This window comes from Salinimonas sediminis (assembly GCF_003429285.1).
GTDB lineage: Bacteria > Pseudomonadota > Gammaproteobacteria > Enterobacterales > Alteromonadaceae > Alteromonas > Alteromonas indica.
Genome location: NZ_CP031769.1, coordinates 1,637,393 through 1,659,306 on the forward strand (window position 1 = coordinate 1,637,393; position 21,914 = coordinate 1,659,306).

The following is a 21,914-nucleotide window of genomic DNA, read 5'->3' on the forward strand; positions in this document are numbered from 1 at the left end:
TATGGCATTGACCAAAGCCGAAATGGCTGAACACTTATTCGAAAAACTGGGTATAAACAAAAAAGACGCTAAGGATTTAGTGGAAGGCTTTTTTGAGGAAGTCAAAACAGCCTTGGAATCTGGTGAACAAGTGAAATTGTCAGGTTTTGGTAACTTTGACCTGCGGGATAAAAATGAACGTCCGGGCCGGAATCCGAAAACCGGAGAGGACATTCCAATTAAAGCCCGTCGTGTGGTTACCTTTCGACCTGGCCAAAAATTGAAAAGCCGGGTGGAAAATACTAAGCCGACTGTAGAATAGTTCTACACGACGTAAACTACTGCTCAGGCGGATAGCAACCTTGTTATCCGCTGTTTATCCTATGGGGCTGATTTCGTTCAGTCTCTTTCATAAAATCTCCCCATACCGGTAGGCTGTGCCTGTTGGTAGCGTGTTTTGGCGACACGCTAAAGCTTAGTTAATTAAAGGCGTATTATGAAGCAACTGCTTATTCTTGGCGTGGTATGTATTATTGCGATTGGCGGCTATTTTATGTGGCTGTCGGAACAATCAGCAGAACCCGTCGGTGAGCCTGTGCCGGTTATTAATGTTATGGATATTTTAACGGCGACCGATTTAAGTGCAGGTATAAAGCAGGCGGTTAAAAAGAACGATCAGCAGGCGATTGACGAGTGGTTGGCAAAAGGCCAGGCGGTCGGTAAAGAAGCAGGTTTCAGTGAGCGTGATTTAGCGTATTTAGTTTCTGATAAAGCCAGAAATTATGTGGTATTTAACGCAAAACGTTGCTTGTTTAACGACGCATTTGAAGCCCGTTATGCCAATTTACAGGATATAACAGACTTAAAAGAAAAGTACCCGGAAGCGGATGATTTGTACAAACAAGCGCAAGCGCTTATTCGCAAACGTGACAGCATCATTGAACAAATTGCCGGTACCCTGGCCGAGGGGCAGACAGTCACTAAAGCGCACCGTCAGGCTGCCCAAAAATTATGGCAAGAACGCTTTATCGCTGCCAGCCAACCAGTATCAAACGCCGCAAAGTAGTAAGCTCACGTCGCCTTGTTTAAACATCGCGTATAAATAGTATTCAGGTAATGCTCGCCGTTACATAACCGCCCAACTCATCTGGTTGTGGATGCAGCCAGGCGTGATGGCATGCCTTAAGCAATTACCCGTTGTCCCTGTTCATCTAATATTTGCTCACCATCTTCTTTAAAATACGGACCCGCTGGCCATTGGGGTAACAGATCAAGTATCTTTTCACTGGGACGGCATAGCTCAACGCCTTTGGCGGTTGCCACGATAGGGCGGTTAACCAGTATCGGGTGTTCGAGCATAGCAGCTAAAATAGCCTCATTGCTGACGCCCTCTTCCAATAACCCTAACGCTGCTGCTGGCGACTTGCTTTTACGCAACGCCTCAGCCGGTGTCAGTCCGGCGGCCGCAAACAAAGCTTGCAGCTGAGGTCGCGACCAACCTGTTTTAAGATACTCGATAATGACAGGCGTATAGCCAGCGTCCTTAATTAGTTGGAGAACATTACGCGACGTTCCGCATTCCGGATTATGATGGATAACTACCTGGAATGTTTCCTGGGAAGTGGGTTGTGGCATGGGCATATCCTATAAGTCGTGGTGGTCACTGAACGGTTTTATATATTATATATGAAAATTCATATGTCAAATGACTTCTATGGCTATCCAGGCTTGGTTGATTGCATAACAATACAGGCTTGAAACGCCGTTCGCAGCGTCGCCATTTAGGTCTTCTTCCCCCGGCGGCTTATTGACATACGTCAAAGCATATGTGATAGTCTCACATACGAAAAATCATATGTAATGTATTCATTGAAGCCGCGCTCTTCATAGCTAACTTGGAGTCACGATGTCCAGCGACCAAACTACCCCCTTGCCCAATATCGAAAGCGAACAATTTTCATATCCGGAAATGAGCCATTTTTCACTTGATGAGGGGGAGCACAAGCCCCGTATCTTGTTGCTTTACGGCTCATTACGTGCGCGTTCTTTCAGTCGCTTAGTGGTGGAAGAAAGTGCCCGAATCCTCGAAGCGATGGGAGCAGAAGCAAAAATTTTTGACCCGACAGGCTTACCGCAAACCGACACAACCGATGAAAGCCACCCGAAAGTAAAAGAGCTCAGAGAACTGATGATGTGGTCAGAAGGGCAGGTATGGTGCTCTCCTGAGCGTCATGGATCGATGACCTCAATCTTTAAAAGTCAACTTGACTGGGTACCGCTTAATCTTGGCGGGGTGCGCCCTACCCAAGGTAAAACATTAGCGGTGATGCAGGTAAGCGGCGGTTCGCAGTCATTTAATACTGTCAATCAACTACGTATTTTGGGACGTTGGATGCGTATGTTTACTATTCCAAATCAATCGTCAGTACCCAAAGCCTATCTGGAGTTTGATGATGAAGGCCGCATGAAGCCATCGCCGTTTTACAATCGCATTGTTGATGTGGTGGAAGAACTCATGAAATTCACTTTGTTACTGAGAAATAATAAAGCGTATTTAGTGGACCGGTATTCAGAGCGTGTAGAAACCGCAGAAGAAGTCAGTAAACGGGTAAATCAACACGCTATTTAAGCGCACTATCTACCGCTTCAGGCTTGCGGCTATCCTGTGCGCGAGCCTGAAGTCCGCCGGCCAGGCCTATCTCACGCGTAATTCACACGTAGCTCACGGGTAACTCAGGCATAGCTAATAATGTTAGGCTTATTTTATTAACACCTATGGGGGCGGAACGGTGCGCCCGAGGATTATTGCGCAGGCTCGGTCTTTGGCATACAGTAAAGTTGATAAAGGGTCGCAATTATTGTTTTTACCTCGGTACTGGCCAACGAGTAATATATGGTCTGAGCATCACGCCGGGTGGTAACCAGAGCTTCTTTACGCAGTACACTTAAATGCTGTGACAGCGTCGACTGGGGCAGCGCTAGTACTTCATTGAGCTGCGTTACCGAGCGCTCCCCATTATTCAGTAAACACAGCAACATTAGCCGATGACGGTTTGCCATTGCACGGAGCAAGTGTGCAGCGGTTTGTGCATTTTCCGCCATGTCTTGCGGGCTCATTCAGTTTCCTTAGTTTATGTTTTACGTAGCGTCCGAGTGGTTATCATACCAAGTAACATGCACCCGATGAACATGAATATAGCCGGATCTCCGCCAGTTAAATTCGTGATACCGGGCCCGGGGCAGATCCCGCTTAAACCCCATCCGATACCAAATAGCCCAGCACCGCTTACTAAGGGGGTGTCCAGCGCAGTAGCGGCAGGGAGCTGACAGGGTTCACCGAAAACGGTGCGCGCGCGGGGTTTTACGTAAAAATGGTATATCGGCATGTATATCGCCAACGCGCCCGCCATTACGAAAGCCAGGGTAGGGTCCCATGCTCCTGTCACATCTAAAAAATCAAGTACCCTGACCGGGTCCGTCATCATCGACACGGTCAAGCCCGCCCCAAACAATACGCCAGCGATAAGCGCACTAATAAACTGTTGCATGGTAAATTCCTAAAGTAAATGGCGAGCCAGGGTGACAGTGACAATGCCGCTGCCCATAAACACCAGGGTGGCCAGTAACGAGCGCGGTGAGAACCGCGCTAAGCCACAGATCCCATGCCCACTGGTGCAGCCGGAACCCAATTGGGTTCCTATACCTACCAGCAAACCTGCCGCTGCCATAAGCCATAAGGTTCCTGGTATTTGTGCTGGTAAACTAAACCCGAATTGGCGGGTAAGTAATGGCGCTATGACTAAGCCCACTAAGAATGCCCAGCGCCAGCTGCTTTGGCCTGGCGCCGTGAAGGCGTTAGCAGCAATCCCTGATATACCGGCAATGCGGCCGTTAAATAACATCAGCATAATGGCCCCCAAGCCTATTAACATGCCACCGGCAAACGCTTGACCCCACTCAGATACCTGCACAATCAGCTCCTTTACAATCCACTGGTATTTTTATAAACCGACGGCCGTTATCTTCCTTTGCAGGAAGTAATGCGCCCCACAAATTTACTTGTAAAGCCGGGTACAGCAAGGCGGGAACGCCTAATGTGCGATCTTTTGCCTGGCGCCGGTGGATAAATTCGTGTTTGCTAATTTGGTGATTGATATGAATATTGTGTTCCCGGCTTTGGGCTACCGTGGTCTGCAGGGACACTTCCCGTCCCGGCGGCGGGTAGTCGTGGCACAGCCAGATTTTAGTGGTACCCGGAAGAGCATGAATTCGAGCAATACTATGATACAGCGTAGCCGCGTCAGCACCGGGAAAATCACACCGCGCGGTGCCAATATCCGGCATAAACAGGGTGTCGCCGACAAATATATTGTCTTCAATATAATAGCTCACGCTATCAGATGTATGCCCGGGTGTGGCCAGTACGTGTATTTCTATCTCCCCAAGTGTCAGGATGTCGCCATCTGCTACCAGCACATCATAAAGTTGGGTTAGATCTTCTACCACCGGTTTATTAAACCGAGCGCTAAAACGTTGCTGTACTTCGCCAATTCCCTGACTGATCACCGTTAGCGCATCAGTGTGGTTTTTTAGATAAGCCGCAGCGCTAAGGTGGTCAGCGTGGGCGTGAGTATCGCAAATATACTTAAGCTGTAAATGGTTGGCTTGCAAAAATGCCAGTTGCTGGTTGGCTAGCTCGAATGACAACTGCCCGGAATTCAAATCAAAGTGCAGTACGGGGTCGATAATGAGGGCCTGGTTACTGGCCCTATTAATGACAATATAGCTTCCGGTCCCGGTCGCGGAGTCATAGAAGGCTTCTATTTGTACAGCCATGGTTAATCTCCAAAAAAGAGTAGCAAGATAAATTATTAGATCGTATATTCGTAATATACGAAATAAAGTGAGATTAGCAAGCAAATGTTGTGGATGATTGTACTAAGCGCCATGGTTATTGGCCTAAGTTTAGGGGTACTGGGCGCGGGGGGCGCCATACTCACGGTGCCAGCGTTAATATTTTTTACCCCCATGGACGAGAAGACCGCTATTGCTCATTCGCTGGTGATTGTGGGGATCATTGCGTTAGCGGGTACGTTAATCAACAGTGTAAAAGGCCAGGGCCGTTTTTGCTGGCCGGTATTTAACCGCTTTGCCCTTACCAGTGTACCGGGAGCAGCGTTGGGCGCAATGGTCGGGATGTTTATTGCCGCGCAGCTGCAGCTACTACTGCTGGTCGCCATTATGTTAGTCAGTGCCTGGCGTATGCTAGCGAAAAAGCCAGCGTTACCTGCTCATACACCCTCGTTAGGCTGGTTGTTACCCATTGGCTTTATTACTGGTGGCATAACCGGTCTGGTTGGTGTGGGCGGGGGCTTTTTAATTGTGCCTGCGCTTACCTTGGTGGCGGGTTTAACAATAAGTCAGGCGAGTGCTACCAGCCTGGCTTTGATCGCTATTAATTGTGCCATTGCTGTGTTCAGCCTGGTTATCAGCGACGCCTCGGTGAATTGGCTACCCTCTGTGTTATTGATTATGGGCGGATGCGGAATTGCCGGTACCTGGGCAGGTATTTATATGGCGGGAAAGCTTTCCGCTACCTTTTTACAACGGCTATTTGCAGGATGTTTAGTTGCAATTGCCAGTATTATGATTATTGACCGGCTCTGGTTAGTCTAAGGGGGCACCAATGGAAACTTTTGAGCACTATGTGGCGCAAGTGACTGCAACAATAGCGCAACTCACCGTAACCGAGGCGGCCGCCGTCTCCCCGGCTAATGTATTGTTTATCGATACAAGGGAACCGGCGGAATGGCAAGACGGTATTATCGCGGGGGCGATATGCTGCCCGCGGGGGCTGCTGGAAAGCCGCATTATCCAACTTATCAGCGTCCACTGTGGGGGAACCAGTAAGATTACTCAACCCGCCGATACCCCCGCACAGGAAGCATCCAGTGCCACGGCATACCCAGTGAAGCGTCCGATAATTATTTTATATTGCCGTTCGGGCGCGCGTTCAGCCTTAGCGGCCCAATCATTACAACAAATGAAGATACCCCTGGTGTATTCGCTGGCCGGCGGCTATAAAAAATGGTGTGAAACAGGTTTGCCGGTGGCGCAGTATACCCCGTAAACGCAGGGGTATAGGTTGCTCACGCTTTGCAAAGGCGATGAAACGCCGCGTCGGTCAAGGTTGCTAAATCTTGCGGGGCCAGTGAGATATCCACCCCGCGTTTGCCAGCGGAAATGTAAATGATGGGCAGCTGGCTGGCGCTGTTATCAATAACGGTAGGTAAATGTTTTTTCTGTGCCAGCGGACTCACCCCGCCGGGTAAATAGCCGGTGTGCCGGATAACTGCCGCCGCCTCGGCAAGGCTTGCTTTACGGGCAGCGTAAAGTTTGGCGAGCTGTTTCATATCAAGTTTTTTATCCACCGGTAGCAAGGCCACTGCGCCCAGGCTACCATCCAGACTGACAACTAATGTCTTAAATACCAGAGCTGGCTCTACACCTAGCTTTGTGGCCGCTTCAATCCCATAAGGTTGTGCTGATTTACTGTGACCAAACTCATGAACCTGATGCGCAATACCGTGTTTTTCGAGCAGCAATATAGCTGGGGTCATTCGGCTACCTCTAAGCGTAACGTATGTTTTGCCGGGCCTGGTAGTAGCGGGGTGGCGTCTCCCTCAGCATACGCTTTGAAACCCGTTCGATAAAAACTGGATAAAGGGTGCCCTGACTGACCGCCAGGTAGCGTGAGTACGGCAGTATCCAGTTTCCCGGGTTGCACAAACAGGCGCTGCGAAGCGCCAAAAGCAGGCTGTTGTACAGCAGGCATAAAGCGGTCGCCAAACCCCGCGACCGCCGGCATATTGAGATAGTCCTGCAAAAGTGGAAGGGTCGTGGCGAAGGGATGAGCCACCCTAAGCTGATTAACCTTACCCCAGGTCAGCTGGCTAAGCTGGTCGGTATTGTGATGTTCAAACAACCGGGCCTTAGTGGCTCGCCAGGTGCCTAAATAAAAATTATCCCAATGCTGATAACCTGGTGGCAACCAATCGTCAGGCTCGGTGTTAATAAGCTGCCAAACAGCGGGTTCTGCCTGGCGCAGTAGCCCGTTAGGCTGGTAGCCATGGACCGATAGGGTATGCATTACCGGGCTAAGTAAGCGGTTCATAACGTCTTGCCTGAATACACTTACCAGCGTATAGCCGACCGACGCTGCACACGCGCAGTGCTGCCAGTTAGCCAATGCGTTCAATTCTTCGGCAAACTCGTTAGGCCTTTGCTGAAGTTGGCGGGTTAATAGTTCGTGCCATGGGGTTAAAAACCGCGCTTCGTTGTCAAGCTGAATCTGGTAGAAGTCACTGATAGTAAAGGTGTCACGGGCAAACAAGCGGTCTCTTATTTGCTGGGCTCTGGCGCCTAAAGCATATCCGCCATCGCCATAGCGGTTCAACTGACCGGTTGAGACTACCCGCGAATTCGCCGTCCAGATCCGCCCTGACTCAGGTTGCATAATGACCGGTGGGTTGGTTTCGTTGGCGGCCCATTGGGCCGATAGCTGATCGGGTGTGATAGCCGTAGCCGTAGGTTTACTGCGCCCCGTTAGGGCACCCGCCGGGGTCCAGGCAATGGCCCCGGCGGCATCGGCTATCACCATATTTTGTAATGGTATTCGAATGCCGTGTGCCACCTCGACCGCTGCGGCGACATTTTGCGCCAGATCCATATCTGCAATGTTCAGGTTAATCGCGTACGGCTGATGGGCGACCCATTTTAACGCATAACGCTGATTGTCGATAACCCTGACCGGCCCATACTGACTTAGGGTTAGCTGGTGCTCCACGGTAGCGTCTTTACTGGTGAAATGGTCGTCTTGCTGCCAGGTAGAAAGGGCATAAGGCTGGGAACGGCTAGTGTCCTCGGGTAATGCCACCCAGTCGACATTATCCAGGTTGGCGTTGGTAAACCCCCAGGCCACATGGCCATTGGTGCCAACGACAATACCGGGTAACCCCGGCAAGCTTACTCCGGTGACTTGAACAGGCGTTGCATTACGGGTGTAATTTAACTGGGCTCGGTACCATGTGGTGGGGACCCGTAAGCCAAGGTGCATATCATTGGCCAGCATGGCACTACCTGAATGTGTACGCGTGCCGCTAACCGCCCAATTATTGCTGCCCACCTCCGGCGGCGGTGAACCATGCCAGGGGGCTTTATTCGCCTCGTCCAATGGGGGAACCGGGCCACTGTAAGGCGCTATGCGCGAACCATCCAACGCCGCCTGGTAGGAAGAGCTTTGCTGCAAAAACGGTAACATCTGGGGGCCAAAATAACGGGCAACGCCGGTGTGGGCCAGGTCCAGTTCCAGCTGTCCGCCTTGTAAATCCAGATACATGGAAAACACCACCAGTAAGCTATCTTCAGGGGACCAGGGCGCGGGTTCAAAATCGGTTAGCCAGTATTCTGGTGGTTTGCTGCCAAAGGCCAACAGGGCATCATTCACCCCCTGACTATAGCGGGTAAGTAGGCGGCGCTGGGGGGCGGGCAGGTTGGACAGGATGTGCTGCGCCCGGGTACGAAACTGATGAAAGCGGGCTTTCTTATCGGTCTCGATGGCCCGCTTACCCACCCATATTGATAGTTCACCTGCAGCCACTCTGCGCTGTATATCCATTTGAAAAAAACGGTCCTGAGCGTGTGCATACCCTAGCGTATACGCTGCATCGTCACGCGTGGCAGCGTGAATAACCGCCTGACCCAGGTCATCGCGTATCAGTTTAGCCGGCTGGCTGAGTGGCTTGCTCTGTACAGTGCCATCAAGCTGTGGCAGGCTTTGGTTTAATACAACAAACACGCCGGCAAGTGCCAGCAGTCCGAAAACCAATACACTGAAAAACAATCCTTTTATCCACTTAAACACGTGCGATACTCCCTGTTTTTCTCTATCGTAACGGTTTGAACGTTCCAATTGAAGAATAAATAAGCAGGAGATGTAATGGGACCACTGATGCTGGACTGCGCGGGTACCGCGTTGACCGCCGAAGAGCGTGAACGACTGGCCCATCCTTTGGTTGGCGGGGTCATTTTGTTTAGCCGCAACTATATCGATAAGCCCCAACTGGCGGCGCTGATCCAAGATATCAGGCACGCTGCCAAACACGCTATACTCATTGGTGTAGACCACGAAGGCGGCAGGGTGCAACGGTTCCGTCACGGTTTTACATCATTACCGGCAATGGGCGCACTGCTACCGGCGTGCGCAAGTTTACCTAAGGCGTGCGAGCTGGCCGCAGCGTGTGGACATATCCTGGCTCACGAGTTGACAGCGCTGGATATTGATTTAAGTTTTGGCCCGGTACTGGATATTAATGGTAATTCCAAGGTAATAGGCGATCGCGCCTTCGCCAAAGACCCGGCGACCGTAGTAACTCTGGCAACCAGTTTAATTGGCGCCATGCAGGCGCAGGGCATGTCGGTAACTGGTAAGCATTTTCCCGGCCATGGCAGTGTAGAGCCAGACTCGCATGTCGCCTTACCAGTGGACGAGCGTGACTTCGCGGCGATTGAAGCGCTCGATATGCAGGTGTTTACCCGGCTTATCGCCCGCCTTGATGGCATTATGCCGGCACATGTTATTTATTCTGACGCAGCGCCCGAGCCTGCTGGCTTTTCGCCGTTTTGGCTGCAACAAATACTGCGCCAGCGATTAAGGTTTAAAGGGGCTATATTTTCCGATGATTTGTCGATGCATGGGGCCAGTGTGGCGGGCGATTATCCACAGCGCGCTGCCCGGGCGCTCTTAGCTGGTTGCGATATGGTGTTGGCATGTAATAACCCGGCAGGCGCCTGCGCTATTTTAGAGAGTCTGACTGATAATTGCTTTCTTCAGCAAAGCGGTCTGTCTGATAGCCCGGCGATAGGCTATTTAAATGGGACCGGAATGGATAACCCGCGGCTGACGCATTTCAACCGCCATCAGGCGGTGGGGAATGCTGCTCAGCAATACCAACACGCAGTTTCACTACTAAGTCATTATGAAAATACGTTATAAATGGATTGGTATTAGCCTTGTCAGCAGTATGGTTAGCTGGCAGACACTCGCGTTTGCAGGGCTGGCGTATCCGCAAGCGATCACGGCCGGGCTGACCGTGCTTATCGCCATGTTATGGGTGACCGAGGCGCTGCCCATTGCATTGACTGCGCTTATTCCTTTTGTGGCGTTTCCGGCTGCCGGGGTGATGACCTACCAGCAAGCTTCTGCGGCCTTAGGTAGCCACGTAATATTACTGCTCATGGGCGCATTTATGCTGTCCAAGTCGCTGGAAAAATCGGGTGTGCATAAACGTTTAGCTGTTTACATGCTTAACGTCACTGGTGCCAGTAGCGCGCGACGGCTGGTATTAGGCTTTATGCTAACCTCGGCAATTCTAAGTATGTGGATCTCTAACACCGCGACCACCCTAATGCTGCTACCTATCGCGATGGCAATCATTACTGTAATGCCCTCAGAACGTTTGGCTACCGCCCTGTTGCTCGGTATTGCCTACGCTGCCAGTTTAGGTGGGGTAGGTACGCCGATTGGAACCCCACCCAATATTATATTCATGAATGTGTATACCCAGGTAACCGGCAGTGAAATCAGTTTTTTAAACTGGATGAGCACCGGTGTACCCATTGTGGTGTTGGGCATTCCGGTGATGGCATTATGGCTAACCCGGTCGGTAGGCGCTATGCCTAAGATTGATTTGCCGCAGTCAGGAACATGGCAACGTGCTGAAAAACGAGTGTTAATCACATTCGGGCTGGTGGCGATGGCGTGGATTTTTCGTCCGTACTGGACCGCTTTTCTGAATATGCCGAACGTTAGCGACAGCACGATTGCCATAGCTGGGGTATTGTTAATGTGCTTAATTCCGGATGGTAACCGCGAAAAGCCCGGCCAAATTTTAGACTGGGATACCGCTACCCAAATCCCCTGGGGGTTGTTGCTGGTGTATGCTGGGGGGATTTGCCTGGCCAGTGCTTTCGTGGCGTCAGGACTAAGCCAACGGTTGGGCGATGCCTTTGGCGGGTTATCAGTATTTCCGTTACTAGGCATCATACTGGTGTTGTGTATTAGCGTGAGTTTTGTTACCGAAGTGACCTCTAATACCGCCACGGCGACGCTGCTTATGCCCATTCTGGCCAGCGCAGCAATGGCGATGCAAATAGACCCGTTGATATTGATGATGCCAGCAGCAATCAGTGCCAGCTGCGCCTTTATGATGCCGGTAGCCACACCCACTAATACCATTGTGTATAGCAGCGGGCGGCTGAGCGTACCGGTTATGGCGCGCGAGGGCGCTATTTTAAATGTTGTCCTGGCATTGATTGTTACCGGCGTAGTTGCGGTAACTCGTTTATAACGGGCCGTTTATAAGTGAGCCGTTAGCCACGTGCAGGTACGCTGATGTCTGGCTGCCCGGCACTTGCATTAAGGCTTCTGGCGAGCACAAAGAAATAGTCCGATAAGCGGTTAAGATAAGCCATGGTGGTGGCGGGAACCGGATGCTCCATACTGGCTGCTACTAGTGTACGCTCAGCCCGCCGGCAAACCGTTCTGCACACATGCGCCTGCGCTGCAGAAACATGCCCGCCGGGTAAAATGAAACTGCGTTGGGGGGGCAGCGGGGCGGCCAAACTGTCGATACGCTGTTCCAGTGCTAACACATCACTTTCGTTCAGACTGGAGGTGGCAGAGATCGCATAACCCAACTGAAACAAATTTTGCTGAACGCCGTGCAAAAAGTCGGTCTCGCTATCGGCATGGCAAGCCAGCAGGCCCACCTGGCTATTCAGCTCATCAATATCGCCGTAACATGCCAGAACGGTATCGGCTTTACTTACCTTCACCGGTTTATCAGCATAAATACGGGTTTGGCCCTGGTCGCCCCCTCGGGTGTATATTTTCATGTTATTGCTCTTTTGATGTGGGTGAGCGCCGTAGCGTGACCACCATGCCAAACAAGGGATGATCAAAGTAGTGCAACTGCTTGCTAATGACCCGGCGCATTTGATGAAAAGGCACTGAAACCAGCTTGTACTGCGGTTTTTCACCACTGGCAATCTGGCTAATATTCATCGGTACCGGCTGGCGGTAATACAGCATTGAATCAATATGCAGGTAAGGCACCTGATTAATATATTTCAGATAAACCTTTAAATAGCCATCCATTTGCCAGATGGGCGCATGTGGCGAAACACTGGTTTTCTCCACTTTTGCCTGCAGCGATGTATCGGCGTTATCGGCTGCGGCGAGCAGCGTAGCAAAGGGAACATCTTCATCACTGGCCAACTGCTGGCTAAGCTGTTCAAAAAAACGCTCCTGCTGGGGGCCGGCCCGCGTCCCGTCAACATCCAGCGTAACCAACTGTTCCTGTTTGGGCTGTCCTGACAGCAAAAACTGCTGGGCATAATTTTTCCCGGCAAACAGCCGTACTGCTGCAGCATTATCCTCACCAAATGCCACCGGTTGGCGCCACGTTGTGTGCAACAACCGGGTTAACCCGCGGGTGCTGCGTATTTGCAACGACAACTTCTCGAGTTCATTGGCCTTGGCACTAAGTATTCGCGGGCTGGCTGCGGCAGAATCATCGCCGGACGGCACAATTGGCACCTGTGCCGGAGCGGGTAAATGGTTATCCGGTGCATACACTAACCACTCATTATCTTGATAGCGAATCCATGGTTGCGCCGGTTCGCAATACGTCATGGTCGGCACCGACACCCGGGCTGGTTCGGGCCAGTTAAAAGCCAGCCAGTAACCCGCTATGGCCCAGGCATCAGGGCCTGGCGAATCGTTTAGCTGAGTAGTGCGGTCTACCGTGCTGGCATACGGCGAGGTACCAAGCGCACCTACCGGGCGTTCGCCGGAAGACGCTTCAGGGGCCGCGGGTAGCGCGCCCTGCGTATAACCCGGTTGCGCTTGTTGCCACTGTTCATAGCGCTGAGTAATCTCTTTAAGTGAAGGCTGCGCCTGCCACAGGGGGGAGGAGGATTGCCCGCATACCGGTAAGTTTTGTTTTAACCAGCTGATATCCGGATACAGTAAATTTCCCAGCAAGTCCCAGTCAGCTGAAACGGGGGCAAGATCAGGAGCGTAATCAAATTGTTCTTTGGTTTGGGATATTGCCTGACCGCGGTCAAACAAAATCACTTCCACATCGAACCACCAGTCTTCTTGCGCGTGTCCCATAGAGGCACTACTCATCAGCACAGTGGCCATTAACGCTTGTAGCGCAGACTTCATTTAGCGCGTCTCCTGGGCAAAACCGCTAAGAATATCCCGCGTCAACGCTATACGCTGCTCCGCAGTCTCAGTCGGTTTGACCACTTTTAATTTTTGACTGCCTTCAAATTTGAAGGTTTTCGGCTGACTTTGTACCAGCTGGATAATATAACCCGGATCAACCGGTGTATCTGCGTTAAATTCGATGCTACCGCCGCCGGCAGACAAATCTATTTTGCTGATACCCAGCGATTTGGCTATGATTTTAAGCTCCGCCACCCGTACCAGATTTTTTGCCGACTCAGGCAATAAGCCAAAGCGGTCAATACATTCTACCTGAAACTCATCAATCTCGTGTTGTGTGGCGCAGCTAGCCAATTGTTTATATAACGAGAGGCGAGTATTAACATCGGCAATATAGTCATCAGGTAATAATGCAGCAATACGTAAATCTACTTCGGTCTGGCCTGCCATAGAGGCATCCAGTGAGGGTTCCCGGCCTTCCTTTAATGCGGTGACAGCCTGGTCCAACATATCCATATACAAGGTAAAGCCTACCGTCGCTATCTGACCTGACTGTTCATCACCCAGCAATTCACCCGCACCACGAATTTCAAGATCATGGGTGGCCAGAGCAAAGCCAGCACCTAAATCTTCCAGATTAGCGATAGCGTCAAGTCGTTTACCGGCATCTTTGGTCATTCGTTTAGGATGAGGGGTAAGTAAGTAGGCGTAGGCCTGATGGTGCGAGCGCCCCACACGGCCGCGTAACTGGTGAAGCTGAGCCAGGCCCAGTCGGTCGGCGCGATCCATAATAATGGTATTGGCCGTCGGTACATCAATGCCGGTTTCGATAATAGTAGAGCATACCAGCACGTTGTAACGCTGGTGGTAAAAGTCGCTCATTACCTGTTCTAACTCGCGTTCGCGCATTTGGCCGTGACCAATGGCTACTCTGGCTTCAGGTACAATTTCGCCAAGCTCTTCTGCGGTGCGCTCTATCGTATCCACTTCATTGTGCAAGAAGTAAACCTGGCCACCACGCAGAATCTCGCGCATGATCGCCTCACGTATAACCGCCTTATTACGCTGTTGAACAAAGGTTTTGATAGACAAGCGTTTGGCCGGTGGGGTGGCGATAATTGACAGGTCGCGCATTCCCGACAACGACATGTTTAACGTGCGGGGGATGGGCGTGGCGGTCAGGGTTAAAATATCCACGTCAGCACGTAAGGCTTTGAACTTTTCTTTCTGGCGTACCCCGAAACGGTGTTCCTCATCAATAATTACCAGCCCCAGGTCATGAAACTTAATATCATTACTTAGTAATTTATGGGTTCCTACCACGATATCGACTTTGCCTTCACTGATGCCTTCACCAACGCGCTTTTGTTCTTTGGCACTGACAAACCGGCTCATTACCTGGATATTAAATGGCCACTGGGCGAAACGGTCCTGAAAATTTTCAAAATGCTGCTGCGCTAACAGCGTGGTAGGGACCAAAATGGCGACCTGTTTTCCCTGGCTGGCCGCTAAAAATGCAGCCCGCATGGCTACTTCAGTTTTACCAAAGCCGACATCACCACATACCAGCCGGTCCATCGCATTCGGGCTACCCATATCTTGAATAACGGCGTTGATGGCTTGCTGCTGGTCGGGGGTCTCTTCAAACGGAAAGCTATCGGCAAAGCTCTGATAATCCTGCCACTCAATGGGGTAGGCAAAACCAGGATTGGCGGCCCGTTTGGCATACACATCAAGTAATTCTGCGGCCACATCACGTACCCGCTCTGCAGCTTTTTGTTTGGCTTTGGTCCAGGCATCAGAGCCCAGCGCATGTAAAGGGGCGTGATCAACATCACCGCCGGTATAGCGGGAAATTAAATGCAGTGACGCCACAGGAACATACAACTTCGACTGTTTAGCGTATTCAATACACAAGTATTCGGTTGTCACCCCCCCGGCATCCAATGTTTGCATACCCGTATAGCGACCTACACCATGGTCAAGATGCACCACCGGTTGGCCTACTGACAGCTCGGCCAGGTTGCGGATAATGGCGTTTTCATCCGTCGTACTGGCCTTGGTACGTAACCGACGCTGGCTTATCTTGTAACCCAGTAGCTCGGTTTCCGTCACAATAAGCAAGGTAGTGTTATCACCGGTCCAGCTAAAGCTGTTTTCAACTAACCCTACGGTAATGCCGATGGGCTCATCCGCGGTACAAAATGCGTTAAAGTCGTCAAACTGACGCGGCCGGATATCTGCTTTTCGCAAAATCTCCAGCATGTTTTCACGGCGCCCCTGGGACTCGGCGATAAACAATAACCGCGCGTGACGCTCGCTAGCTTCCTGCAGGGTCTTTAGTAAAGCTTCAGCAGGTTGTTTTTTTTGCGGGTTTAACGCGATGTCGTTGAGTTTGACACTGGGCGCGTTGGTATAACCGGGCTTGTCTTCTACAGGCTCGTTTAATAATGTTACCCGAGGCCACTTCTTAATTTGCTCAAACAAGCTATTGATGGGCAAAAATAACTCGTCCGGGGTCAGCAGGGGACGCGCCAGATTATAGCGATGCTGTTCGTACCGCTCGCTAACATCTGCCCAGAAAAATTCAGCCGCCTGCATCAGGTCGCCATGCAGTACTAAACGGGTAGCAGGATGCAAATAATCAAACAGCGTGGCGGTCTTTTCAAAAAACAGTGGTAAGTAATATTCCACCCCACTGGGCATCGTCCCTTTACTAACCTGAGAAAACACAGATTCATGAGCCTGACTGGCGTCGAAGCGGTCAAGAAATTGCTGCCTGAATAACGTAATGGCGTCTTTATCTGTGGGGAACTCGCGAGCCGGTAATAAGCGAATTTCACTGACAGTATCGCTTGACCGCTGGGTTTCCGGGTCGAAATGCCGAATGGATTCTATTTCGTCATCGAATAAGTCTATCCTAAACGGACGATCGCTGCCCATTGGGTATAAGTCGATTATTGAACCGCGAACTGAAAATTCACTGTGGCTCATTACCTGGCTAACATGCAGGTAGCCTGCTTGCTCAAGGTTACGCCGAAACTGATCGCGATCTAAGGTCTGACCTTGCTCAAGCATCAATAAATACTTGTTCAGATAGTCTACCGGCGCTAACCGTTGCATCAATGTATTCACGGGTACAATAAAAATACCCTGGCGCTGGCTGGAAAAATGAAACAGGGTTTCCAGTCGCTGCGAGACAATATCCTGATGCGGCGAAAACATATCATACGGTAATGTTTCCCAGTCGGGGAACATCGGAACCTGTGCGGCATTGGTATTCAGGAAAAAGGCAATTTCACGCTGCATTTTAAGCGCCGAAGGCGTGTCGGCAGTGAGCAGCACAACCGGCCCTGAGCTTTGCTGATAAGCGCGGGCCACCGCTAAGGCAGCGCTACTGCCTTGTAAGTGGCCCCAATGCTGATGATCTTCACTGTGGCTATCGGACCGTGCTTTCGGAAGAGGCAAGACTGTGGTTGTAGCTGTCATGTCACCTGGTTTTGGTTAAGAAACGCGGTGAGACCGGGGCCTAAGCCGCCAGTCAGGCATCATCTTCTCTGGCTTCAGCCCGTTTGCGTAACTGCTGGGTTTGCAGATGCAGACTGGCTCTGACCAGAAGTTCCTGATCCTGTTCGCGAATACGGTTAAAAATAAAGGCTATATGGTAATCATCCTCGTCTTCGTGACAAGCAATAACTTCACCAAAACAAAAAATGGCAGCCGCTTCCTCGGTTAAAAAGAGCTTTATCTGCGCATAGGTGCCTACCTCTAACGGGGTAGATGAGTGAATTACCACCCCGCCGCCACCAATTTTCACGGTGGTTTGTCGGTACTCGGGTTCATCCTGCTGTTGCAGGATAAACGACATCATTAAATCAATCTTTTTCGATTGGTGGGTTAAGTACTCTGCCAGGGCCGAAGCATGATCACTTAAATTTCGTAATGGCCGGATCGCAGCAGCGTCAATAGCTGACATTTCTCCGGCAATTCGAAAGGCATACGGCATGGCGTCTTCTAATTGGTTCGGCGCCGGCAGTAAGGTAACATCACTAAACGGTTTAATATTCGCTTTAAGCTCGTGTTTAATGCTGAAAAATTCATCGAACTGCGCCTGCTTCTCAGCTAACGATAAGGTATCCATATTTATTACCACCAATTCTTGTGCGCACATACGCTTACACGTAGTATACCCCATGCCATACGCCGGTGTGTTGCTTAGCAATGTGCTGCTGTTATACCGGCACTTTAGCACGATGTTACCCATGCTGCGCATTACTTACTCAGGTAAGTGTGAGCTATCCATTTCGATCAAACAACGAAAATTGTATGTTTCACCCAATTTCAGCTTTTATTGCCTGGCGTTATTCTCTGGCTGGCAAACACAATAGTTTTGTCTCGTTTATCAATCGGTTTTCAGTTGCAGGTATTGCCCTGGGGTTAATGGCACTCATTGTTGTGGTGTCGGTGATGAACGGATTTGAGGCACAGTTAAAGTCACGTATCTTAGGCCTGGTGCCGCATATCGTGGTGCAGCAAAGTGCGGCGCAAGCTATTAAAGCTGAAGACATGCATAATTTGCCTAATGTACGGCAGGTAATGCCCTATCTCGAAACCGAGGGGGTAGTGCAATCGCGTAAGGCGCTCCGGGGCGTCCAAATTCAGGGTATTGTACCTGATGCAATGCAACACAGTGTGCTGGCAAAACATCTTGAGATTGGCCGGTTGGATGATCTAAGCCCGGGATCATTTAATGTGATTATCAGCCAGGCATTATCGCAACAGTTGCAAGTTGCTACCGGCGATACGTTACGCGTGCTGGTGGCTGGGGCCACCGTGTACACCCCCTTTGGGCGCTTGCCCAGTCAAAAGCTGGTAACGATCAGCGGGGTGCATGACGTGGGCTCGCGGATGGATGAAAAACTCATTTTTATGCAGCTTTCAGATACGCAGCGTCTGCTACGGCAAAGTGCTGACAGCCCTACCGATTTTCGGCTATTCTTGCACGACGCTTTTGCTTATCAGCAAACCCTGGCGCAGATTAACCAGCATCAATGGACATCGCAAAACTGGCGGGATCGCCAGGGACCGCTGTTCGATGCGGTTAAAATGGAGGGCAATATGATGTTTTTAATGCTAACGCTGATTATCGCCGTAGCAGCCTTTAATATTGTGTCGGCGTTGGTGATGGTGGTATCGGAAAAGCAGGGCGATATTGCGATCTTGCAAACTCAGGGGTTATCCCGTTCCCGAATCATGCATATTTTTATGCTCAATGGCGTGTTCAATGGTATTAAGGGGACGGCTATTGGTTTAGTTCTTGGGCTATTGCTAACCTTTCAGCTGAACAACATTTTGCATCTGTTAGGGGTTGAGTTGGGGCTTTCAGCTGATGGCAACGCAGTGCCGGTAGATTTACGCTGGATGCAGGTCGCCATTTATACTGTATTATCGTTGGCATTATGTTTTATCGCCAGCCTGTATCCGGCGTACCGGGCAATGCAAACACAGCCTGCCAGCGCCCTACAAAATGACTGAACAGAGTGTGCGGGTGCGACCGCCAAGCCCATGCCGGTACCGTGCTCAGGCCATTTAAACGGCTCAATCTGCGGTAAAACAATGCCCGATTAACCGTGCAAAGCGAGCCGGAATTTACTATAATCCCGGTCTTTTAAAAGTTGGGCCGATACGTCATATGAAAAAGAATTTTATTACCTCGCAGTCGTTATTAGAAGACTCGTTTCGTCTTGCAGCCAGGGTTTATGAAGACGGTTATCGTCCCGATTTTATTATCGGTATCTGGCGGGGCGGGGCACCAATAGGCATAGCGGTGCAGGAGTTTTTTGAATTTAAAAATACCTCCACTGATCATATCGCCGTACGGACGTCCTCGTATTACGGTATTAACAAGCAAAGCAAAGAGATTCGGGTGCACGGTTTGCACTATCTGGTAGAAAACGCCAATGCAGATGACAAGTTGCTGATTGTTGATGATGTATTTGATTCCGGCCGAAGCGTAGAAGCATTGATTGCTCAAATCAATAAGCTAATGCGTTTGAATATGCCTAAAGATATACGTATAGCCTGTCCGTGGTATAAACCGCAGAACAATAAAACTGATATCGTACCAGACTATTTCATTAATAAGAGTGATGAATGGTTAGTGTTCCCCCACGAAATCGCCGGGTTATCGGAAGAAGAGATTCGCGAAGGTAAAGCCGAGTTGGCAGGGGTGATGGATACACTGTTTAAGTAACGTCTTAGCGCTCTAGGTAATATGTCTGCATAAAAAAACCGGCCTTTAAGCGCCGGTTTTTTTATGCCGGTTTGTTATGTTTTTATTGGGTCTAACGGCAATTGGGTGTACTCGCCAGGCGGCCCTCCGTGCGCAGCATTCCAATGGCGTTGGCGCGGGCCGGCCGGCTGGGATAAACCCACTTGGTGACGGCCAGCAGACTGTAAGTGGCGCCGCGGCGGCAGGTTTTTATCAGCGCAGTAGAATTTAATCCTGGTCGTCTTTTACATCAAAATACAGTTTGTCGCTAAAGGTATAAACCCATTGCGGTTTGTACAGTACAAGCAAGGTCATTGCCATGCCATTTAACAGAGCTTCGGGGAATAATAACAGCGGGATAACGCCCAGGTAGTTGTCTTGCAGCAAGTCGAAATGGTAGATCCCGTCGAGCGCTAAATAGCCTGCATACAACCCCATATGTAGTGCAATTCCAAGTGCCGCAGGAATAAAGGCGCAGGCAAAAATGTAGACCAAAAAGTGCCGCGGTATCTTATGAAAAGTCAGGGCGTAAATACTGTAGGTAACACATATTGGCGCCGCAATACTGGTTAGCCCTAGCACCCCTGCCTGGGCCCAGAGTTGTTGGCCGGCCAGCAGCAGGGTAAACAATACTAAAGATGCGCACAACACCGCCCCGCGAAAACCGAGGGTGAGAGTAAGTGCACTGGTAAGTAAAAAATGAATATCCGGCCCAAGTTCAGTTTTTAACCGAAACAACCACATAATTAACAATAGTACAAAACTATTGAAAAAAGCAGCTGCCCGCGAGCGCTCTCGCACCAGCGTTATGGCATCAAACCGCTGATAGACTACCCATAACAGGATGCCATAAGCGGCTAATGCGACGAGCTGTAAATTACTCACCAGCGGGAGGGGCCAGGGTTACACCGAATAGTCTGCCCAGATAGGCGCATGATCTGAAGGTTTTTCAATACCGCGTAGCTCATAGTCAATACCGGTATCGGTAAGTTTAGCATGAACCCCTGGCGTGGCCAGAATATGGTCTATCCGCAGCCCGCGATTATCCAAAAACCCTTTTGAGCGATAATCAAACCAGCTGAACTGATCATCCGTGGTCGGGTTTTGCGCTCTGAAACTGTCGGTAAACCCCCAGTCATATAAACGGTTTATCCATTCGCGCTCTTCGGGTAAGAAACTGCATTTACCCGTACGTAACCAGCGTTTTGCATTTTGTTCGCCAATACCTATGTCGTGGTCGCTCGGGGAAATATTGAGATCACCCATGATGACAATGTCGTCTTCATTCGTGTGCGCATTATCTAAATACTCCATTAAATCAGCATAAAACTTTTGCTTAGCTGGAAATTTAGTTTCGTGATTGCGGTTTTCGCCTTGGGGAAAGTAGCCATTGAGCACCGTTAATGGGGTGTCCCGGCCCTCACTAAATGTCAGCATAATCATACGTCGCTGGGCATCGTCACCGTCAGTGGGAAAACCGTACTGTACCTTGTCTGCGGCAATACGGCTTAAGAAAGCCACCCCGTAGTGGCTCTTCTGGCCGTGGTAGTAAACTTCATAGCCCATCTCGCGTACCGCTTCTTCTGGAAACTGCTCGTTGTGAACTTTAATCTCCTGAAGGCCAATAATGTCAGGCTGATGTTTATCGATAATCGCTTGTAACTGGTGGAGCCGGGCGCGCAGGCCATTGATGTTGAAAGAGATAATTTTCATGATTCTACTTATTTCCCAACCTTAACTTAACGGTATTATAAAATATTTTGTGTACGGGCGCTGTACTGGCGGGCACATTCAATTAATGCCTCAAATAAACCATTCGCGGACGCTATGCAGCGCTGGTGGTCGATAGTATGACTGGCTGCCAAGGCTAATGCGCATTGCTGATAATCTCGCCACTGCCGGCCCAGACTGCTCATGTGGGCATAGTAGGCGCACGGTAGATGTGCGTAACCTTGTTGGTTTAGCCAGCGGTGTAACATTTTGGCCCCCATTGAAGACCCCATCCAGACATAGCTGGCGCCAATCAAGTCGGCCATATTATGGCTATCTATTGGCGCCGTAAATGGTGGGGCAAAGGAAGGTACAGCTAACTGCTGTAAATCCTGCTTAATAGTGCCTAGCGTTAGTTCAGGTTGCAGATAATCCGTTAACGCCCTGGCCTCACTGTTCGGCTCAATTTTAACCGCGACATACTCATGAAAACTGGCTAGAATTGAAAGATTAGCGGTATAGCTTTGCTGGCTGAATAAGCCGGGTTTTAGCATGGTGTTGAACGGTGCTGTGGTTTCCAGCAACTGATGTGAGTCGACAGTGTTTTGCTTCAGGCTGGTAAACAAATTTTCCATAGTGCTCAGTATCTTGATCTTGTTA

The 21,914-nt window shown here is 50.3% G+C and carries 23 protein-coding genes; 9 read left to right on the top strand and 14 right to left on the bottom strand.

Features of this window, described 5'->3' with window-relative positions; genetic code table 11:
- Position 1 precedes the first annotated feature (1 nt).
- Positions 2-301, top strand: coding sequence for an integration host factor subunit alpha (gene ihfA / locus D0Y50_RS07400; protein ID WP_108566243.1), 300 nt, complete (start codon positions 2-4; stop codon positions 299-301).
- Between the two features lie 174 nt (positions 302-475).
- On the top strand, positions 476-1,045 hold the full coding sequence (locus tag D0Y50_RS07405; protein ID WP_117316210.1) for a hypothetical protein: 570 nt from the start codon (positions 476-478) through the stop codon (positions 1,043-1,045).
- A 116-nt stretch (positions 1,046-1,161) separates the two neighbouring features.
- Here the strand turns inward: D0Y50_RS07405 and arsC are convergent, their stop codons facing one another.
- Entirely contained in the window at positions 1,162-1,614 is a 453-nt protein-coding gene (gene arsC / locus D0Y50_RS07410; protein ID WP_117316212.1) for an arsenate reductase (glutaredoxin), read from the bottom strand.
- 334 nt (positions 1,615-1,948) lie between these two features.
- Here arsC and arsH point away from each other — a divergent pair, with 334 nt between their 5' ends.
- Entirely contained in the window at positions 1,949-2,608 is a 660-nt protein-coding gene (gene arsH / locus D0Y50_RS07415; RefSeq protein ID WP_232366508.1) for an arsenical resistance protein ArsH, read from the top strand.
- A gap of 173 nt (positions 2,609-2,781) precedes the next feature.
- Here arsH and D0Y50_RS07420 read toward each other — a convergent pair whose 3' ends face one another.
- Genes D0Y50_RS07420 through D0Y50_RS07435 form a run of 4 tightly spaced genes read right to left on the bottom strand, consistent with a single transcriptional unit; the run spans position 2,782 to position 4,815 of the window.
- Positions 2,782-3,096, bottom strand: a complete 315-nt coding sequence (locus D0Y50_RS07420) for an ArsR/SmtB family transcription factor (protein WP_117316216.1) — start codon at positions 3,094-3,096, stop codon at positions 2,782-2,784.
- A 14-nt stretch (positions 3,097-3,110) separates the two neighbouring features.
- Positions 3,111-3,527 carry a YeeE/YedE family protein gene (locus tag D0Y50_RS07425; protein WP_108566238.1) on the bottom strand — a complete coding sequence of 139 codons (417 nt, stop codon included), beginning with the start codon at positions 3,525-3,527 and terminating at the stop codon, positions 3,111-3,113.
- Positions 3,528-3,536: 9 nt separating this feature from the next.
- On the bottom strand, positions 3,537-3,950 hold the full coding sequence (locus D0Y50_RS07430) for a YeeE/YedE family protein (RefSeq protein ID WP_456300104.1): 414 nt from the start codon (positions 3,948-3,950) through the stop codon (positions 3,537-3,539).
- On the bottom strand, positions 3,937-4,815 hold the full coding sequence (locus D0Y50_RS07435) for an MBL fold metallo-hydrolase (protein WP_108566237.1): 879 nt from the start codon (positions 4,813-4,815) through the stop codon (positions 3,937-3,939). Before D0Y50_RS07435 ends, D0Y50_RS07430 begins: the two co-directional genes overlap by 14 nt.
- Positions 4,816-4,899: 84 nt before the next feature.
- Between D0Y50_RS07435 and D0Y50_RS07440 the strand changes: the two genes are divergently transcribed.
- Together D0Y50_RS07440 and D0Y50_RS07445 are read left to right on the top strand one after the other, a co-directional pair.
- Positions 4,900-5,655 carry a sulfite exporter TauE/SafE family protein gene (locus D0Y50_RS07440; RefSeq protein WP_117316218.1) on the top strand — a complete coding sequence of 252 codons (756 nt, stop codon included), beginning with the start codon at positions 4,900-4,902 and terminating at the stop codon, positions 5,653-5,655.
- A 10-nt stretch (positions 5,656-5,665) separates the two neighbouring features.
- Positions 5,666-6,109: a rhodanese-like domain-containing protein gene (locus D0Y50_RS07445; protein ID WP_117316221.1), complete on the top strand. Its 444-nt coding sequence runs from the start codon at positions 5,666-5,668 to the stop codon at positions 6,107-6,109.
- Positions 6,110-6,128: 19 nt separating this feature from the next.
- On the opposite strand, the gene ybaK is transcribed toward D0Y50_RS07445, so the two are convergent.
- Entirely contained in the window at positions 6,129-6,599 is a 471-nt protein-coding gene (gene ybaK, locus D0Y50_RS07450; protein WP_117316222.1) for a Cys-tRNA(Pro) deacylase, read from the bottom strand.
- Positions 6,596-8,902 (bottom strand): penicillin acylase family protein, encoded by a 2,307-nt coding sequence (locus tag D0Y50_RS07455; RefSeq protein WP_176582450.1) that lies wholly within the window; start codon positions 8,900-8,902, stop codon positions 6,596-6,598. The genes ybaK and D0Y50_RS07455 overlap by 4 nt, the downstream gene beginning before the upstream one ends.
- A 75-nt stretch (positions 8,903-8,977) precedes the next feature.
- Between D0Y50_RS07455 and nagZ the strand changes: the two genes are divergently transcribed.
- Positions 8,978-10,033, top strand: a complete 1,056-nt coding sequence (gene nagZ / locus D0Y50_RS07460) for a beta-N-acetylhexosaminidase (protein WP_117316226.1) — start codon at positions 8,978-8,980, stop codon at positions 10,031-10,033.
- Positions 10,017-11,387 (top strand): SLC13 family permease, encoded by a 1,371-nt coding sequence (locus D0Y50_RS07465; protein WP_117316228.1) that lies wholly within the window; start codon positions 10,017-10,019, stop codon positions 11,385-11,387. Before nagZ ends, D0Y50_RS07465 begins: the two co-directional genes overlap by 17 nt.
- 22 nt (positions 11,388-11,409) lie before the next feature.
- On the opposite strand, the gene D0Y50_RS07470 is transcribed toward D0Y50_RS07465, so the two are convergent.
- The 4 genes from D0Y50_RS07470 to D0Y50_RS07485 are packed head-to-tail and all read right to left on the bottom strand — an operon-like array spanning position 11,410 to position 17,414.
- Positions 11,410-11,934, bottom strand: a complete 525-nt coding sequence (locus D0Y50_RS07470) for a cob(I)yrinic acid a,c-diamide adenosyltransferase (RefSeq protein ID WP_108566231.1) — start codon at positions 11,932-11,934, stop codon at positions 11,410-11,412.
- Position 11,935: 1 nt separating this feature from the next.
- Entirely contained in the window at positions 11,936-13,270 is a 1,335-nt protein-coding gene (locus tag D0Y50_RS07475) for a CsiV family protein (protein ID WP_117316230.1), read from the bottom strand.
- Positions 13,271-16,762 (bottom strand): transcription-repair coupling factor, encoded by a 3,492-nt coding sequence (gene mfd / locus D0Y50_RS07480; RefSeq protein WP_117316232.1) that lies wholly within the window; start codon positions 16,760-16,762, stop codon positions 13,271-13,273.
- 52 nt (positions 16,763-16,814) lie between these two features.
- On the bottom strand, positions 16,815-17,414 hold the full coding sequence (locus D0Y50_RS07485) for a PilZ domain-containing protein (protein ID WP_108566380.1): 600 nt from the start codon (positions 17,412-17,414) through the stop codon (positions 16,815-16,817).
- A gap of 185 nt (positions 17,415-17,599) precedes the next feature.
- Between D0Y50_RS07485 and D0Y50_RS07490 the strand changes: the two genes are divergently transcribed.
- Together D0Y50_RS07490 and D0Y50_RS07495 are read left to right on the top strand one after the other, a co-directional pair.
- Entirely contained in the window at positions 17,600-18,808 is a 1,209-nt protein-coding gene (locus tag D0Y50_RS07490) for a lipoprotein-releasing ABC transporter permease subunit (RefSeq protein WP_117316234.1), read from the top strand.
- Between the two features lie 157 nt (positions 18,809-18,965).
- On the top strand, positions 18,966-19,526 hold the full coding sequence (locus tag D0Y50_RS07495; protein WP_108566227.1) for a phosphoribosyltransferase: 561 nt from the start codon (positions 18,966-18,968) through the stop codon (positions 19,524-19,526).
- Between the two features lie 246 nt (positions 19,527-19,772).
- Here D0Y50_RS07495 and D0Y50_RS07500 read toward each other — a convergent pair whose 3' ends face one another.
- The 3 genes from D0Y50_RS07500 to D0Y50_RS07510 are packed head-to-tail and all read right to left on the bottom strand — an operon-like array spanning position 19,773 to position 21,889.
- Positions 19,773-20,429: an energy-coupling factor ABC transporter permease gene (locus D0Y50_RS07500; RefSeq protein WP_108566225.1), complete on the bottom strand. Its 657-nt coding sequence runs from the start codon at positions 20,427-20,429 to the stop codon at positions 19,773-19,775.
- A gap of 18 nt (positions 20,430-20,447) precedes the next feature.
- Positions 20,448-21,257: an exodeoxyribonuclease III gene (gene xthA / locus D0Y50_RS07505; protein WP_108566224.1), complete on the bottom strand. Its 810-nt coding sequence runs from the start codon at positions 21,255-21,257 to the stop codon at positions 20,448-20,450.
- Positions 21,258-21,292: 35 nt separating this feature from the next.
- Positions 21,293-21,889 carry a biliverdin-producing heme oxygenase gene (locus tag D0Y50_RS07510; protein WP_117316236.1) on the bottom strand — a complete coding sequence of 199 codons (597 nt, stop codon included), beginning with the start codon at positions 21,887-21,889 and terminating at the stop codon, positions 21,293-21,295.
- Between the last annotated feature and the right edge of the window lie 25 nt (positions 21,890-21,914).